Annotated in this window: 16 protein-coding genes and 2 CRISPR repeat arrays (1 of these 18 running past the window's edge); of the genes, 7 read left to right on the top strand and 9 right to left on the bottom strand. The window is 70.6% G+C overall.

The window, feature by feature from the left end:
* Positions 1-484: a CRISPR direct-repeat array (repeat unit 29 nt; unit sequence CTGCTCCCCGCACCCGCGGGGATGGTCCC) (it extends 338 nt beyond the left edge of the window).
* Between the two features lie 30 nt (positions 485-514).
* On the bottom strand, positions 515-1333 hold the full coding sequence (locus tag ACWEQO_RS24185) for a class I SAM-dependent methyltransferase (protein WP_361453352.1): 819 nt from the start codon (positions 1331-1333) through the stop codon (positions 515-517).
* The gene (locus ACWEQO_RS24180) at positions 1330-2703 is read right to left on the bottom strand and encodes an XRE family transcriptional regulator (RefSeq protein WP_452985202.1); all 1374 of its coding nucleotides are present in this window, start codon (positions 2701-2703) and stop codon (positions 1330-1332) included. Before ACWEQO_RS24180 ends, ACWEQO_RS24185 begins: the two co-directional genes overlap by 4 nt.
* Before the next feature lie 102 nt (positions 2704-2805).
* On the opposite strand from ACWEQO_RS24180, the gene ACWEQO_RS24175 reads away from it, so the two are divergent.
* From ACWEQO_RS24175 to ACWEQO_RS24160, 4 genes are all read left to right on the top strand, one after another.
* Entirely contained in the window at positions 2806-3267 is a 462-nt protein-coding gene (locus ACWEQO_RS24175; RefSeq protein WP_452985201.1) for an ATP-binding protein, read from the top strand.
* Positions 3268-3401: 134 nt separating this feature from the next.
* Positions 3402-4517: a hypothetical protein gene (locus ACWEQO_RS24170; RefSeq protein ID WP_452985200.1), complete on the top strand. Its 1116-nt coding sequence runs from the start codon at positions 3402-3404 to the stop codon at positions 4515-4517.
* Entirely contained in the window at positions 4514-4876 is a 363-nt protein-coding gene (locus ACWEQO_RS24165; RefSeq protein WP_452985199.1) for an ASCH domain-containing protein, read from the top strand. Before ACWEQO_RS24170 ends, ACWEQO_RS24165 begins: the two co-directional genes overlap by 4 nt.
* A gap of 284 nt (positions 4877-5160) precedes the next feature.
* Positions 5161-5799: a CRISPR direct-repeat array (repeat unit 29 nt; unit sequence CTGCTCCCCGCACCCGCGGGGATGGTCCC).
* Between the two features lie 80 nt (positions 5800-5879).
* Positions 5880-6230 (top strand): hypothetical protein, encoded by a 351-nt coding sequence (locus tag ACWEQO_RS24160; protein ID WP_452985198.1) that lies wholly within the window; start codon positions 5880-5882, stop codon positions 6228-6230.
* Between the two features lie 532 nt (positions 6231-6762).
* Here ACWEQO_RS24160 and ACWEQO_RS24155 read toward each other — a convergent pair.
* Genes ACWEQO_RS24155 through ACWEQO_RS24145 form a run of 3 tightly spaced genes read right to left on the bottom strand, consistent with a single transcriptional unit; the run spans position 6763 to position 10607 of the window.
* Positions 6763-9018: a xanthine dehydrogenase family protein molybdopterin-binding subunit gene (locus tag ACWEQO_RS24155; protein WP_452985197.1), complete on the bottom strand. Its 2256-nt coding sequence runs from the start codon at positions 9016-9018 to the stop codon at positions 6763-6765.
* Entirely contained in the window at positions 9015-10049 is a 1035-nt protein-coding gene (locus ACWEQO_RS24150; RefSeq protein WP_452985196.1) for an FAD binding domain-containing protein, read from the bottom strand. Before ACWEQO_RS24150 ends, ACWEQO_RS24155 begins: the two co-directional genes overlap by 4 nt.
* A 33-nt stretch (positions 10050-10082) precedes the next feature.
* Complete coding sequence (locus ACWEQO_RS24145; RefSeq protein WP_452985195.1) at positions 10083-10607, bottom strand: (2Fe-2S)-binding protein; 525 nt, start codon at positions 10605-10607, stop codon at positions 10083-10085.
* A gap of 73 nt (positions 10608-10680) precedes the next feature.
* On the opposite strand from ACWEQO_RS24145, the gene ACWEQO_RS24140 reads away from it, so the two are divergent.
* Positions 10681-11250, top strand: coding sequence for an antibiotic biosynthesis monooxygenase (locus tag ACWEQO_RS24140; RefSeq protein ID WP_452985194.1), 570 nt, complete (start codon positions 10681-10683; stop codon positions 11248-11250).
* A gap of 457 nt (positions 11251-11707) precedes the next feature.
* Here the strand turns inward: ACWEQO_RS24140 and ACWEQO_RS24135 are convergent, their stop codons facing one another.
* On the bottom strand, positions 11708-12091 hold the full coding sequence (locus tag ACWEQO_RS24135; RefSeq protein ID WP_361453325.1) for a winged helix-turn-helix transcriptional regulator: 384 nt from the start codon (positions 12089-12091) through the stop codon (positions 11708-11710).
* 102 nt (positions 12092-12193) lie between these two features.
* Between ACWEQO_RS24135 and ACWEQO_RS24130 the strand changes: the two genes are divergently transcribed.
* Together ACWEQO_RS24130 and ACWEQO_RS24125 are read left to right on the top strand one after the other, a co-directional pair.
* Entirely contained in the window at positions 12194-12595 is a 402-nt protein-coding gene (locus ACWEQO_RS24130; RefSeq protein ID WP_361453322.1) for a RidA family protein, read from the top strand.
* 385 nt (positions 12596-12980) lie between these two features.
* Positions 12981-13280 (top strand): aldo/keto reductase, encoded by a 300-nt coding sequence (locus ACWEQO_RS24125; protein WP_452985193.1) that lies wholly within the window; start codon positions 12981-12983, stop codon positions 13278-13280.
* Between the two features lie 30 nt (positions 13281-13310).
* On the opposite strand, the gene ACWEQO_RS24120 is transcribed toward ACWEQO_RS24125, so the two are convergent.
* The 3 genes from ACWEQO_RS24120 to ACWEQO_RS24110 are packed head-to-tail and all read right to left on the bottom strand — an operon-like array spanning position 13311 to position 15941.
* Entirely contained in the window at positions 13311-13994 is a 684-nt protein-coding gene (locus tag ACWEQO_RS24120) for an ABC transporter ATP-binding protein (RefSeq protein ID WP_452985192.1), read from the bottom strand.
* Entirely contained in the window at positions 13987-14991 is a 1005-nt protein-coding gene (locus ACWEQO_RS24115) for an ABC transporter ATP-binding protein (protein WP_452985191.1), read from the bottom strand. The genes ACWEQO_RS24120 and ACWEQO_RS24115 overlap by 8 nt, the downstream gene beginning before the upstream one ends.
* Entirely contained in the window at positions 14988-15941 is a 954-nt protein-coding gene (locus tag ACWEQO_RS24110; RefSeq protein ID WP_452985190.1) for an ABC transporter permease, read from the bottom strand. The genes ACWEQO_RS24115 and ACWEQO_RS24110 overlap by 4 nt, the downstream gene beginning before the upstream one ends.
* Between the last annotated feature and the right edge of the window lie 5 nt (positions 15942-15946).

Below are 15946 nucleotides of genomic sequence, written 5' to 3'. Positions count from 1 at the left end.
CCACGCCCGCCGCCGAGGCGCAGCCGGCCTGCTCCCCGCACCCGCGGGGATGGTCCCGCTACGGCTTCCGGCATGGTCAGACTCCAGTTCTGCTCCCCGCACCCGCGGGGATGGTCCCGGAACGGAGCCAGCGGGGTGTCGGACGGGGACCTGCTCCCCGCACCCGCGGGGATGGTCCCGCGCCGCCGACCTCGGACCCATCGAGCGAGTCCTGCTCCCCGCACCCGCGGGGATGGTCCCGGGGTGGTCTTCAGTGCCATCGGGGGCCTCCTCTGCTCCCCGCACCCGCGGGGATGGCCCCTCGACCTGGACGCGCGGCTCGCCTTGGTGGGCCTGCTCCCCGCACCCGCGGGGATGGCCCCGGGTTGCGGCCCGACTCGGCCGAGGCCGTGGCCTGCTCCCCGCACCCGCGGGGATGGCCCCTCGGCAATGCTCGCGAACCCCATGTTTTGGATCTGCTCCCCGCACCCGCGGGGATGGTCCCGTCGTACACGTCGGGTCAGGCAGGTGGCCCTCAGCGCTGGCAGATGAGGATGCCGCCCAGGCACGTGACCTCGAAGGCCCCGTGCTGGGCGAGGTGATCGACAAGGATCGCGCGGGCCCGCTCGATCGTGGTCTCGAAGGGCACGTCGTGCTGGTCTGCCCACGCCCTGTAGGAGGCCATGTGCGCGATGACCGGCTCGGGATCGTGGACCGTGATGGTGCCGGGCAGTTCGATCGCCTCCACCCGGCCGAACTCATCCCCCAGGAAGGCCGGGGCCTTCTCCAGGGAGAAGCGGGCGCTGAGCGAGATACGGGCCGGGCCGCATCCGATGCCTAGGACGTCGCCTGCAGCCCGCTGCCACAGCTCGTCGAGCTCCATCTTGTCCCGGTCGCTGTTGGTGGAGACAATCACCAGCCCGTCACGGGCGACGACACGGGACAACTCCTTGACTGCCTGGGGGATGTCAGGGACGTGGTAGAGCATGTGCAGCGCCAAGGCGGCGTCGACACTCGCCGTGGCCAATGGCAGTCGGTGGGCGTCCGCCACGGTGACCGGCCCGGGAACGCCGATAAGGATGCCGGGGGCGATGTCCAGGCCGAGCAGGTCCAGATCGGGCCGGTCCTCGCGGAGCCGCTGGAGGAACTTGCCATTGCCGCAGCCGACATCGACCACGCGCCCGTGAACACCGCTGAGCCGCTGGGCGACGATGCCGGGCAGGTCATAGCGGGGCGTCTGCCACCGGTAGAGAGACTGGCGGGCAGCCAGGTCCCGGTCGCTGCTGTAGGCGCTTTCGGCGAGGCGAGCCCGGTCGGTGACGGCGGCTTCGTGTGCGGAGGACAGTTCGGTCACGTCGGCGGCTCCGATGGGTGGGCTGGGGGTACCGCCCACGCCTTTGAGGCAGTGGGGGAGAGTGAGGCCGCGAGGGCGGCCATGTACTGGAGTCGTTCGCTTAGGTGTGCGGCCTGCACTGCTCCACCGTACTGCGGCCCACTCAGCTCCCGGCTCAGAGCGGTGAGCCGGCGAACGATGCTGGCTGACATGCGCTCGGGCGGAGATTCAAGGACGAATCCGAGCATCGCCTCGGTGCCGTCCAGATCGCCCAAAAGCAGATGACTACGGGCGAGATCTACATGGGCGGCGAACAGGTCACCAACCGATTGGTCGTCGTCCTCGGCGCTGCGGTAGAGCCGGATCGCGGTGTTGGCACTGACGATGGCCTGCTGGACGTGCTCCCGCCTACCCAAGGCCAAGTGGCTCGTCCCGGCGTACGCGAACTGCTTGGCGGCCGGGAAGGCGAAGATGCCCGGCACCTCGTCGTGGTCGGCCATCGCCTCCCGGAAATGCTCGGCGTCCGCAAGAGCGGCCACCGCGCCCACCCTGTCTCCGGCTACGGCCAGCGCCCGCGCCTCCAGGCTTGCCAGTCGGGCCCCGATGCTGCCACGAGCCCGGTGGTGGCGGCCGGCCTGCGCCAGCCGCGCCGCCTGCTCGTACCGCCCGGTCCAATAAGCAATCAGGGACTCGACAGCCCGCACCCAGGCCAGCAGTCCTTCGTGACCGGCCGCCTCGGCACACGCCCGGGCGGTACGGGCGTGTGTGGCCGCGGAGTCGTAGTCGCCCAGGTCCAGACAGACGTGCGCGGACAGGCCGCACAACCGTGAAGCCGCTACGTACAGGTCAGCCGTCTGCCGGGGATGCTGACGCCCACGCAACAACTCGAACGCCCCGTCCCGCAACCGCTTGATCTCGACGTACAGCTCCAATAGCGGATGGCTCACGTAGGCGCGGGCGAACCGGGCAACATCGGCTTCCAACTGCTCCACCACGAACTCGTCGGCGTTGCGCTGCGCGATGAACCGGGCGAAGTCGGCTGACGTCAACGCGTCTGCCGATACGGCGCCCACGCCGAGGCGCGAAGGTACGGCAGGCAGCGCCGGCCGCTCCTTCGAACACCCTGAAAAGCTGTCCCCCTCGCCTCGGAAACTCTTGCTGACCGCCACAGCTCGGTCGAGTGCCGCGGTGTCGACACCGAACACCTGAGCCAGGTACTTGCGGGTGTAAGGAACCGGAATGCGCGCCTCACGCTCGTAACGTCCAATTTCCTTGCCGGTCTTGGCGGCACGCCCCTCCAGGGCGTTGTACTCGTCAGCCACTCGCTGCTGGGTCCAACCACGCGCAGTGCGCAGCCGAATGAGCAACGTGCCGATCCTCGTGTCGCTCATCCTTCTCCCCTACAGCAGGAACCCTGGCCCCCATAGTGGCCCCCTTCATGGCTCCCATGCTGGCTCCCGACTCGAACGAGCGAAGGAAGTTGACTGTTGGCCATGCCCAGCAGACTGCCCAACAAGCCGGACGCCCTCGCGCCGGAACAAGTGCTCGACGGCGCCGTCGAGAACGAAACAATGCTCTTTCACCGGTGCCGCACCACACCGAGCGCCGCTCGCTGCTTTGTCGCCAAGACCCTTACCCGGTGGGGTCAGACCGAACGCCTCGACGATATCCGGCTGTGCACCTCCGAGTTGGTCACCAACGCGGTCGTGCACGGAACCCCTGCGGGCGGTCGGATCTTCGTCCGCGTCGAACTGCACGCCACCGTGCTGCGCATCGAGGTACACGACGGTGGCGACGGCACACCCACCAGGCGGAAGGCAGGGGGCACCGCCGACGATGGCCGCGGCCTGCTACTGGTATCCGCCTTCGCAGACCACTGGGGCGTGGAGGAGCGTCAAGGCCCCGGCAAGTGCGTCTGGGCTGCCTTCCACCACAGAACAGTGCCCACCTGCTGACGGTCGACCCCGCACCAAGCCCTTCACACCGTCTGCAGGGCTGATCGCCTCCCTGGCCACCACATGGCTGGACGCCACCTCAACCTGCGCCATCTTGTCCGAGTGAGCCCCGACCCTCCCCAAGGGGACATCCCATGATGCGTCACCCCGTCTCACCGAACACCGTCCTGGCCAACACTCTTCACCACGCCGAAGACGTCCTGACGCCACGCATCCTGGCCACACCACACGAGCGGATCGTGCTGGTCGTCGGCACCCAGATCAACGGCGCCCCGCACATCGGCACCTCGCTGGTGCAGTCCCTGGCCTTCGCTATGGCCGTGCGTCTGCGCGACCGTTTCGGCATCCCCACAGAGGTCCTGTTCGGCGCCCTCGACAACGCCCCCTACGAGTTGGCCACCGACCCGGTCAGTGGCCACTACTACCAGCGCGCGTACGCCCAGATCCTCGGTAACAGGGCTCTGACCGACCTCGTCACCGCCCTCTACCAACCCCTGTTCACCACGCTGTCTCAGCGTCTGGGCATCCCTCACCGGGTCGAGACATACAGCCAGCAGCAGGCCGGCCAGCACTTCCGCCGCACCTGGCTGCGGATCCTGCCCCACCTCGACGCCGCCCGCTGGTGGCTCGCCCCCTCCACCGGCACCCCACACCTGCGCGTCCCCTGCCCGCGCCCCGGCTGTGGCTGGGCCGAGAAACACGCCGAGCGCACGCATGTCCGCCTCACCGACTGCGAGACCGCCCAAGTAGCCGCCGTCTGTCTTCACCACGGCGCCTACCGAGCCACCATCACCCCGGCCGGAGGCGCTTACCTCGACCTGGCCACCCTGTACCGCAACCTCGTCAAGGAGCTTGCCCTTTCCAGCCCCTGTGGCACGCTGCACGTCATGGTCAAGGGCGGTGACTGGGTGTTCGGCTCCCAACTGGTCGACGAGGCCCTCCAGGCCGTCGGCCTCACCCGCAGCCAGCTCCCGGCCCGTCTGTTCTGCCCCCAGGTCGTCACCGACACCGGCGCCAAGCTGTCCAAGTCGCTGATCCGCGAGGGCCGCGCTCCCCTGCCCGCCGGTGCCGCCGATTGGATGCTCGACACTCGTTTGTGGCCCGGCACCATTGCGGAGTATGCCGAGCAACTGCTGGCCATGACGGATATCTTGCTGTCCGCCCCCCGACACTTCTTCCGCTCGTACTCGGCAGCCGAGATCGGCCGCATGGTCACCGAACCAGCCACCAGGAGTGTTCCCGCCCCATGACCGACACCACCGCTCGCGTCCGCGAACTCCACCTCTACCGCCAATACTTCAACCTCGTCACCGCGGGCAACAAGACCATCGAGGTGCGGGTGAAATATCCGCATCTCGCCGACATCTCCGTCGACGACATCATTCGCTTCCGCATCAAGGGCACCGACGAGACCTGCGAGGTCCAGGTCAAGCGGGTCACCGAATACCCCGACTTCGAGGCCCTGCTCGACGGCGAGGGCGCCACCAACGTCAACCCGACCGCCACCCGCGACGAGCAGCTGGTCAACATCCGCACTATCTACCCACCCGAGAAGGAAACCCTCGGAGCCCTTGCCATCGAGATCGAACAGCTTCAGAGACGCATCTGAGCCAGAATGTCAGGTGGTCTGCCTGCTCTTTCTTCACTGGCGTTGTCACCGTGTCACGGTGGACCATGTGGTCGCACCAGCGGTTGAAGGATGGCGACTCTGACCCGCGCGACTGAGCCGTAACGCCGCAGTCGCTTCGTCCAGCACATAAAATTGCTCTCCTGCGCTCCGGCCACTCCAGCCGCGCAGAACGATCAGAAAAGAGCCAAATGACCTACTTGCCGGTTTCCGTGAAAGTGTGTGAAACTACGCCCCCTCCACGATAAACCCCCAGGTCACGCAGTCTGCTCCCCGCACCCGCGGGGATGGTCCCCAACCCTCCCCGCTCCCGTCGTCAGGGGCCATCTGCTCCCCGCACCCGCGGGGATGGTCCCGAACGTCCGCTCCTTGGGCAGTGCCCACACGGCTGCTCCCCGCACCCGCGGGGATGGTCCCACCTGTCCCGGCCGCCCTTAGTCTGATCGCAGCTGCTCCCCGCACCCGCGGGGATGGTCCCTCGGCAGCGTCCCCGCCGCCCTTGACGTAGGCCTGCTCCCCGCACCCGCGGGGATGGTCCTCCTGGGCCGGTCGGGCCGGTCCCCTTACGGCACTGCTCCCCGCACCCGCGGGGATGGTCCCCTGTCGACGCTCGCCCGGATGGCGCGCGCGGCCTGCTCCCCGCACCCGCGGGGATGGTCCCCCGCTGTGTGTGCTGTGCCGCCGGGAGCTGGACTGCTCCCCGCACCCGCGGGGATGGTCCCCAGGGCGGGCCCCGCAAGAATGGGGGAGGGGTCTGCTCCCCGCACCCGCGGGGATGGTCCCAAGGATCCGGCGGCGCAAACGATTCTGAGGTTCTGCTCCCCGCACCCGCGGGGATGGTCCCCCGTCCGCCGTCCTCACCACGAAGACGGGCGACTGCTCCCCGCACCCGCGGGGATGGTCCCTCGCGGGTCACCCGGGTCCGGAAGTGGGTTGTCTGCTCCCCGCACCCGCAGGGATCCGAGCGCAGGCGTGGTGCTGGGCAATGGTGGCCGAATCACGAATCTGCACGGCCACACCCGCCCCTCGCCCGTTCCGGACGGAAGGACCCCCATGCCCGCCGCACCACCCCACCCCCAAGCTCCAGGAAGCCACCGACGCCCGTGACGCCCTCGCCGCCGCTCTCACGCGGGCCGGTGTCCAGCTCCCCGCGATGGACGTCCGTACGCCCTGGGGAGACGTGCTGCCTGAGGACGCGGAGGAGCGGGCGGCGGACGCCGCCGAGGTGCACCGCGTTCCCGCCAGCGCCCGGTACGCCCTCGTGCACCTCGGTGTCTGCTCGGCGCCGGTTGCCCTGGCCCTCGCAGCCGTCATCGCCAGGGGCGCCGACCGGTGAGCGTGCCGAGCCCCGGGGTCCCCGAGTCCGCCCCTCCCCCGCCCGGCACCGCCGTCCGGGACACCGAGCGCGATCGTGTCGGCGTCGTCATGGGGCACGCGGGACCGTACCTCCGGCTCCGTCCGCTGTCCGGTGGGCGGGAGTGGGACGCCTCTCCGGAGCGCGTCCGGCCGCTCACCTCGGAGGAACTGCTCCGGGCCCGGCTGGCCGAGACGAACGCGCGCAGCCGGACAGGGCTCGGAGCCGGAAACCTCCCATCGGCCCCGCCCGTTGACGGGCGAGTTTCCGGCTAGGGGCGTGGGTCGGTAGGAAGGGGGACGCCGAGGCCTGTGCAGTCGTAGGAGCGGTTGCTGCACGGGCCGTCGGTCTCACGCCGTGTCCGTTTTCGGTGTTCGACGTCCTCGTCACCGACACACCGTTCCCGGTCGGGCTGCACACCGCTCTGAGCCGGGCCGGCACCGACGTCGTCACGGCCTGGTTCCGGGAGGCCCGGCGGGACGGTCCGTATGCCGTCGAAGGAGGGCCGCCGTCCTCAGAGGAGGTCCTCGATGGTGATCGGCAGCTTGCGCACCCGGCGCCCGGTGGCGTGGTGCACGGCGTTGGCGATCGCCGCCGCCACGCCGACCTGGCCGATCTCGCCGACGCCCTTCACACCCAGCGGGTTGACGATGGCGTCCTCGACCTCGATGAGCTCGACGTCCACGTCCGGAGCGTCCGCGTTGACGGCGACGAGGTACTCGGCGAGGCTCGAGTTGACCCAGCGGCCGGTGTCCGGCGCCATGTAATTGGCTTCCAGCAGCGCCTGTCCCAGCCCCCACAGCATGCCCCCCATCAGCTGACTGCGGGCCGTCTTGGCGTTGAGCACCCGGCCCGGCGCGAAGGCACCGGTCATGCGCCGCACCCGGGCCAGGCCCAGTTCCGCGTCCACCGCGACCTCGGCGAACTGGGCGCCGAAGGTCATCATCCCGTAGGGGATGTCGTGGGCGGGCGGGTTCCACTGGCCCAGGGCTTCGGCGTCCGGCTGGAAGTTGCGCCGCAGCAGATCGGTGTACGCCTCGAACGCGGTCCCGGCGGTCATGACGCCGTCCCGGACCACGACGTCGACCGGGTTCGCGCCGTGCAGAGGTGAACCGGCGTCGGCCACGGCCTTGTTGATGAGCTGACCGCGCAGGGCGGTGGCGGCGCTGTGCACGGCCGCGCTGATCATGCCGGCGCCCGCCGAGCCCACCGCGGCGGCGATGTTGGGCAGGTCGGTGTCCCCGTTCTCGAAGCGGCAGCGTTCCACGCTCATGCCGAGTCCGTCGGCGGCGACCTGGGTCATGGCCGTGGCGACGCCGGTGCCGAAGTCGGGGGTGGCGGCCTGGACGACCGCCGTCCCGTCGGCGTAGAGGCGTGCGCGGGCGCGCTGCGGGTTGGCGAGCGGGGCGACGGGATAGGTCGCGGTGGCCATGCCGGTGCCGATCAGCCAGTCGCCCTCACGGCGCGTGGCCGGCCGGGGATCGCGGCCGGACCAGCCGAACCGCCGGGCTCCCCGCTCGTAGCACTCCCGCAGCCCGCTGCTGGACCAGGGGAAGCCCGACATGGCGTCGACGTCGGTGTGGTTGCGCAGCCGCAGTTCGACGGGGTCCACGCCGAGTTCGTGGGCGAGTTCGTCCATCGCGCACTCGAGCGCGAACATACCGCTCGCTTCACCGGGCGCCCGCATGAACGTCGGGGTCATGGTGTTCGCCCGGAACAACCGGTAGACGCCCTCGTAGTGGGGGCACGCGTAGATCTGCGACGAGGTGCCGAGGGAGGGTTCGGCCCAGTCGTCGAAGGGGGAGGTCGGGGAGAGTTTGTGGTGCCGGACGGCGGTCAGTCGACCGTCGCGCGTCGCGCCGAGCGTCACGTGCTGCTCCTGCTCCTCCCGATGGCCGACGGAGGTGAACATCTGCTCCCGGGTGAGGGCGAGCTTGACGGGGCGGCCGACTTCCCGGGCCGCCATGGCGGCGAGCGTCGGGTGGGCGTGGATCATCGCCTTGCAGCCGAAGCTGCCACCGGCGTAGTGACCGATGACCCGGATCCTCGACATCGGAACGCCGAGCAGCCGTGACACGGTCATCTGCGTGGCGTTGACTCCCTGGGTGGAGTCGTACAGCAGCAGGGTGTCACCGTCCCAGTGGGCCGTGGTGCCGGCCGGCTCGATCGGGTTGTGGTGGTTCGCCGCGTAGGTGTACGTCGCCTCCACCCGCACGTCCGCGTCGCTCAGCCCGGCCTCCACGTCGCCGCGCTCGATGCGCCCCGGTATCCATCCTCCGAAGATCCTCTCGGGCACGTACGCCCGGTCCCGGCCCTGGTCGAGGGTGGTGATCGGGGCGGTCTCCTCGTACGAGACACGCAGCAGGTGCGCCGCGTGCTGGGCGCGTTCCCAGGTGTCGGCGACGACGAGCGCGATCTGCTGGCCGGCGTAGTGGACGATGTCGTCCTGCATCGGGAAGTACGTCTGTCCGGGCGCCGCCGTGCCGGCGAGCGAGGGCACGAGCGGTGGCTGCTCCGCGATCCTCGGCAGGTTCTCGTGGGTGAGGACCGCGAGTACGCCTTCCTCGGCCGTCGCGGCGCTCGTGTCGATCCCACAGACCCGTCCGGCGGCGATGCGGGAGCCGACGACGTAGGCGTACGCCATGTCCGGGAGGAGGATCTCGGTGGAGTAGTGCGCGCTCCCGGTGACCTTGGGACGGCCGTCGACGCGGTCGAGGGGCTGTCCGATGGCGGGCGGTGTCGTCGTGGGCATGGTGGGCATGGTGGTCATGACGGGCTCCCGGCCCCGGGTCCGGGTCCCGGCTCGGACCCGTCTCCCGTTCCGTCGCTGAGCAGGTCGAGGGTGCGGACGATCGCGCGCTGCGCGAGTTCGACCTTGAAGGCGTTCATGGGGGTCGGCCGGGCGTCGGCCATCTCGACGCGGGCGGCCATGACGAAGTCGTCCCGCCGGGCGCGCGCGCCGATCAGGAAGTCCTCGGCCCGCCTGGCCCGCCAGGGTTTGGTAGCCACCCCGCCCAGTGCCATCCGTACGTCGGCGATCACGCCGTCCACGACGGAGAGCGCGGCCGCGACCGAGACGAGCGCGAACTCGTACGAGGCACGGTCCCGGACCTTCAGGTAGTGGGAGTTCCGGGCGACGGGCGTGGCGGGCACCTCGATCCCGGTGATCAGTTCACCGTGCTCCAGGGGGTGCTCGCGGTGCGGGGAGTCGCCGGGGAGGAGGAAGAAGTCGTCGACGGCGTAGGTGCGTTCGCCGTGCGGGCCCGTCGTGCGCACCTGGGCGTCCAGCGCGACGAGCGCCACGGCCACGTCCGAGGGGTGCGTGGCGATGCAGTGCTCGCTGGTGCCGAGCACCGCGTGTCCCCGGCTGAAGCCCTCGACGGCCGAGCAACCGGTGCCGGGCTCGCGCTTGTTGCAGGGGGACTCCGCGTCGCGGAAGTACGAACAGCGCACGCGCTGCAGCAGGTTGCCTCCCATGGAGGCCATGTTGCGCAGCTGCGCGGACGCTCCCAGCTCAAGGGCTTGGGCGATCAGCGGGAAACGTTCACGGACGACGGGGTCGGCGGCGACGTCGCTCATCCGGGCCAGCGCTCCGATACGCACCCCTCCTTCCGGGGTGCCCTCGACATCGGTCAGTGGGAGATCGTTGATGTCGACGAGGCGGCGGGGGTTCAGCACGTTCTGGCGCAGCAGATCGACCTCGGTGGTGCCGCCGGCGAGGAAGTCGCTGGTGGGGTCGGTGCTCACGGCGGTGACGGCGCTCGCCGTGTCGGTCGCGCGGAGGTAGGTGATGGGGCGCACCGGGTGCCTCCCTGCATGCGGTCTGCACGCGGTCTACATGCGGTCGCGGGCTGCGCGTATCGCGGCCCGTATGTGGGGATAGGCGGCGCAGCGGCAGAGGTTGCCGCTCATCCACTCCTTGATCTCGTCGTCGTCCCCGGCATGCCCCTCGTGGACCAACGCCACGGCGGACATGATCTGGCCGGGAGTGCAATAGCCGCACTGGAAGGCGTCCTCGGCAATGAAGGCCTGTTGCATCTCGTGGAGTCCGCCGTCCTCGGCCAGCCCTTCCACGGTGGTGATCTCGTGGCCTTCGCAGGTCATGGCGAGGGTGAGGCAGGCCAGCACGCGCCGCCCGTCGACCCACACGGTGCACGCCCCGCAGGTTCCCTGGTCACACCCCTTCTTGGCACCCGTCAGGTGCAGGTGTTCACGCAGCGCGTCGAGCAGGCTGACGCGCGGCTCGATGTCCAGGGTGTGCCTGGTGCCGTTGACCGACAGTCCGACCCGGACCGGGCCCGGGCCTTGTTCCAGCAGTGCTGCGCCTCGCTCGGTGAGGGCCGGGCCGCGTACGGACATGCCACACCTCCCAAAGAGCCATCCCTTCATTCTCACGGACGCCCAAAAGCGTTGCAAACGTAAAATCCGGGACATGGAGCAGCGTGCAGCTGAAGGCCGAGAAGCGGTGACAGTGGTCTACACCTGGGAGGCGGTGCCCGGCAGGGAGACGGAATTCGAGCAGTGGGCCCACGGGGTCGAGACGGAGGCTGCCGCCTTCACCGGACACCAGGGTGTCACCTGGCTCCACTCCGAGGACGGCAGCCACCGTTACCACGCGGTCGTCCGCTTCGCGGACACCGAGAGCCTGGACCGCTGGATGACGTCACCCCAGCGAGCCGCATGGCAGGATCGCGTCAAACCCTACGGCCACCCGGCCCACCCGAAACTGACCACCACCGGCCTGGAGACGTGGTTCGACATCCCCAACGGCGCGGCCCGGCCGCCGGCGCGCTGGAAGATGGCACTGGTGACGATCCTCGCCGTCTATCCCTTCGCGCTGCTCTACGATGGCCTGTTCGCGGAGTTCTTCCACACCTGGCCCCTGGCGGCACGCACCCTCGTCTTCCCGATCGTCCTCGCGCCCCTCCTCACCTACGCGGTCATGCCGTTCATGAGCCGCCTGCTTCGACGGTGGCTGTACCCGGGACACCCGACATCCTGACCGGGACGCACCCGCACGTCGTCCTGGGTCAGGTGCCCGGCTCACCGCTGCTCACGACGGTCACTGGGCTCTTGCGAGGAGGCCCCGGCGTTCACACCGGGGTGGGGGTACCTCCCGCTTGCGGGGGAGAGTCGCATTCCGTGACAGCGGCGCGGGACGTCGAGGACATCCACCGCCGGATTCCCGAACGCGCGAGCACGCCGCCTCCGGCGGACCGAGGACGCCGGGCGCCGGAGCCCGTCGGTTCTGGTGGCCGGTCGCCCTCACGGAGCGCTGCCTTGTCCCGCGCGTCGTTCCCGGGCGTCGTTCTCGGGCGTGGGCTCCGGGACGATCCCTCGTCGTCGGCCTGCCCTCGAGATGAAATCCGCGCTTGAGAACAAGCGCTGCAGGTCGGCGTGAGCGGGGAGAGCCGTGGTGAACAAGAAAGCGCACAAGGGGGCGTGGTGCTGCGTGCCTGTCAGTTGCCGAAGCGATGGCGTGCGTCCTCGATGTGACCGAGGTACTGGTGGGTCCAGCCGCACATGGCGTCGACCGTGCTGCGCAGGGCCCGGCCCGGCTCGGTGAGGGTGTACTCGACCCGCGGCGGCACGGTGGGGTGCACCGTCCGCTCGGCCAGGCCGTTGCGCTCCAGCATGCGCAGGTTCTGGGTGAGCATCTTGTGGCTGATGCCCTCGACCTCGTTCCGCAGTTCGCTGAAGCGCAGGGTTCGCTCGCCGAGCGCCTCGATGATCAGGAGCGCCCATTTGTTGGCGACGTCCGAGAAGATCTCCCGCGCCAGGGAGTCCGCGCGCCTGAGGTCCGCGTCCTCGGGCAGGCCCTTGAGCAGTTGCTTGGTCACCATCAGGTTCCTCAGTCACCGAAAAGTGCGTTCTTCCAGGTCGGCCCCCACTCTCCTATGGTTCTTGAGTAACCACAAGAGAGTGAATCGGAAAGGTGAACACCCTTGGCTGCCCTCGATGTCTTCAACCACAACGTGCCGGCCGAAAGCGACTTCGGCTACTCGCAGGCGATCAAGTCCGGCGATCTGATCCACGTCTCCGGACAGCTCTCGCACGACAAGTCGGGCGAGCTCCTCCACGCGGACGATTTCGCCGCCCAGCTCAAGCAGACCCACGTCAACATGGACAAGGTCCTGGAGCACTACGGCGTCACCCGGAATCAGGTCGTCTCCCAGACCCTGTACATGGTGAACCTGCAGCGGAATGCCGCGGCGGCGATGGAGGGCAACCTGGCGTACTTCGGCGACCACCGCCCGGCCAGCACCGTCTTCGGCGTCACCGAACTGGCCTTCCCCGGCCAGGTCATCGAGATCAGCTTCGTCGTCGACACGAAGCTGCCCGCCTGAGTGGCTCTTTCCGACCTCCAGCCACTGGCCTGCTGCAACGGGTGCAGTTCGACCGTTTCAGGGAAGGCTACGGTGCGTGACGCTCTGCGCTGGTGCGGCCCTCGGCCGGTCCTGTAACGGGCTGTCCACCAAGGCCCGCCCGGCAGCGGACGGCAGGTGCCGTCCGCTGTCCCCGGCTGTCGGGGGCAGGGTGTCGGTGCGGTGAGGTGTCGGCAGATCAGTTCGTGGGTGAGCCGCGCCGTCGTCAGCAGGGCCACGCCGAGGTCGGCCCGCACCGACAACCCGTGCACGACGGACTGGACGAGTCCGGTCAGGGTCGCTGCGTCGGTCCCGGTGGGGAGTTCCCCGCCCTGAGCCGCTCGCTCGATGCCTGCGCGGCGGACTGGTGGACCTGTGTCGGGAGCAGGGCATCGCCTTCGTCCCGTACTTCGCCGTCTCCGGCCTGCTGCGCGAGGCGGCCGCCGGCCAAGAGCACGACGCGCGCGTCCGCTCCGTCGCCCGCGCCCACGGTGCGACGCCGGCCCAGGTACGGATCGCCTGGACCCTCCACCGCGGTCCGTACGTGCCGGCCATTCCCGGTACCACGAACCCGGCACACCTCGCAGAGAACATCGCCGCCGGAAGCCTGCGCCTGACCGAACAGGAGTTGGCCGTTCTCGACAAGCCGGACGAGGGCGCTGTCTGAGCCCCTGCCCACGGGATGAGGGGAGTTCCGTCAGCTCGCCTCGGCCGCCGGTGCGGCGGGTGCCGTCACCGTGTCCCAGTGGACCGTGCGGTCGCACCAGCGGTCGAGGAGGGTGCGGTCGTGGCCCACGGCGAGGAGACCGGCGCCGGTTTCGGTGCGGTAGGCCTCGACCACCGCCACCAGGGCGGCCGTGGTCGACGCGTCGAGCATCGCGGTCATCTCGTCGCAGATCAGCCAGCGGGGACGCAGCACCAACGCGCGGGCCAGGCAGGCGCGTTGAAGTTGGCCGTCGCTGACCTCGTGGGGGCGGCGGGTGAGGAGGTCGGGGGTGAGGCCGACGGTGGAGGCCAGTTCGGCGACCCGGTCGGGGGCCTCGGTGCGGCGGCCCGTGGCGCGCAGGGGTTCGGCGATCAGGTCGGCGAGGGTCAGGCGGGGGTCGGCGGAGAGGCGGGGCTGCTGGAAGACGACGCCGAAGGCGGTGCGCAGCGCGCGGGGGGCGCGGTGGCGCCAGTGGCGTACGGGGGTGCCGTCGAGGGTGAGGGTGCCGGCGTCGGGGCGGTGGAGGAGGGCGGTGACCTTGGCGAGGGTGGACTTGCCGCAGCCGCTGGGGCCGAGCAGGCCGACGGCCTCGCCGGGGGCGAGGGTGAGAGAGGCGTTCCGGACGGCGGGGGTCCGGCGGTCGTAGCCGGCGGTGATGGAGCGGAGTTCAAGCACGGACGTCCTCCAGGGCCTCGACCGGGACCGGAACCGGGACCGGGTGGTGGCAGGCGACCGAGGCGGTGAGGGGCGGGAGGGTCGCGCAGGTGGGGGTGGCGCGGTCGCAGCGGGGGGCGAAGGCGCAGCCGTCGGGGAGGGCGCCGAGTTCGGGGGGCATGCCGGGGATGGGGGTGAAGGCGCGGTCGGGGAGGGCGTCCAGGAGGCCGCGGCTGTAGGGGTGGCGGGGGCCGGTGGTGCCGAAGAAGGTGTCGGCGTCGGTGAGTTCGACGATGCGGCCCGCGTACATGACGGCGACCCGGTCGGCGATGCGTTCGGCTGCCGTCAGGTCGTGGGTGATCATCAGGAGGGCTCGGGCCTGGTCGGTGCCGTCGCCGGGGGTGTCGACGTGGCGGCGGAGTTCGTCGACGGTGTGGTCCACCAGGTCGCGGTCGAGGCCGGTGGTGGGTTCGTCGGCGAGGAGGAGGGGTGCGTCGCCGATGAGGGCGAGGGCGGTGGCGGCGCGTTGGGCGAGGCCGCCGGAGAGTTCGTGGGGGTGGCGGTCGAGGTGGTCGGCGGGGAAGGCGGCGCGGGCGGCGGCCTTCTCGGCGGCGGCGCGCAGGGCGGCGCGGCCGCGGACGCCGGTGAGTTCGGCGACCGTCTCCTCCACCTGGGAGCGGATGGTGCGGACGGGGGTGAGGTGGGCGGCCGGGCTCTGCGGGATGAGGCCGATGCGACGGCCGCGCACGGTGCGGGCGAGGGTGCGTTCGTCGGCGGTGAGCAGGTCGAGGTCGCCGAGCAGGGCGTGGCCGGCGGTCTGCGCGTTGGCGGGCAGCAGGCCGAGCAGGGCGGAGGCCAGGACGGACTTGCCGCAGCCGCTCTCGCCGATCAGGGCCAGGCATTCGCCGGGTGCCACGTCGAAGTGGGCGTCGGTGACGGCGGCGATGCGGCCGCCGCCGGGCACCAGGAAGCGGACCGACAGTCCGCGGACCGACAGTACGGGAGGTCGCTCGGTCACAGCGTCAGCTCCGATCGGCGGCGGGGGTTGATCCGCTCCCGCCAGACTCCGGCGAGGCCGGCGATGGCGAGGGTGGGGATGATCAGGAACAGGCCGGGGAAGAGGGTGGGCCACCAGTGGCCGGCGAGGAGTGAGCCGCGGGCACCCTGGATGAGGGTGCCGAGGCTGGCGGTGTGGGTGGGCAGGCCGAGGCCGAGGAAGGAGAGCGCCGACTCGTGCCACATGGCGTGCGGGATCATCAGGACGGCGGCGAGGCCGGCCTGGGGCAGTACGCCGGGCAGCAGGTGCCGCAGCGCGACCCGCAGGCGGGAGGCGCCGCCGGAGACGGCGGCGTCGATGTAGGGGCGGGAGCGCAGGGAGAGGACCTCGGCGCGGACGATGCGGGCGGTGGACAGCCAGTGGGTGAGGGCGACCGAGATCACCACGGGCCAGACGCCGGGGCGGAACATGGCGACGATGAAGATGCCGAGCAGCAGGTGCGGGACGGAGGAGATGGTGTCGACCAGCCGCATGACGAGGCGGTCGACCCAGCCGCCGAGGGCTCCGGCGGTGGCTCCGACGGCGGTGCCGATGACGGTGGCGGTGATCGCGGCGACGACGCCGACGAGCAGGGAGACGCGGAGGCCGTAGACGCAGCGCAGCAGGAGGTCGCGGCCGACGTCGTCGGTGCCGAAGGGGTGGGACCAGCTGGGTGGGAGGAGTTTGGAGGCGAGGTCGACGGCCTGCTGGTCGAGCTGGACCAGTGGGGGGACGAGCAGCACCGCGAGGGCGGTGAGGGCGACCAGGGCGGCGGAGACGCGCAGGCGCAGGGTGTGGGTGGAGCGGCGGGTGGTGCCGTGCGAGCGCCAGGCGGTCGCGTCGGCCGCAGGGGTGGTCGCGTCGGTCGTGGGGGCGGTCGCGTCGGCCGTGGGGGCGGTCGCGTCGGTCTTCTCGACGGTGGTGTCAGCCATGGGGG

The organism is Streptomyces sp. NPDC004051 (assembly GCF_053604275.1).
This window is presented reverse-complemented; position numbering and strand designations above follow the sequence as displayed.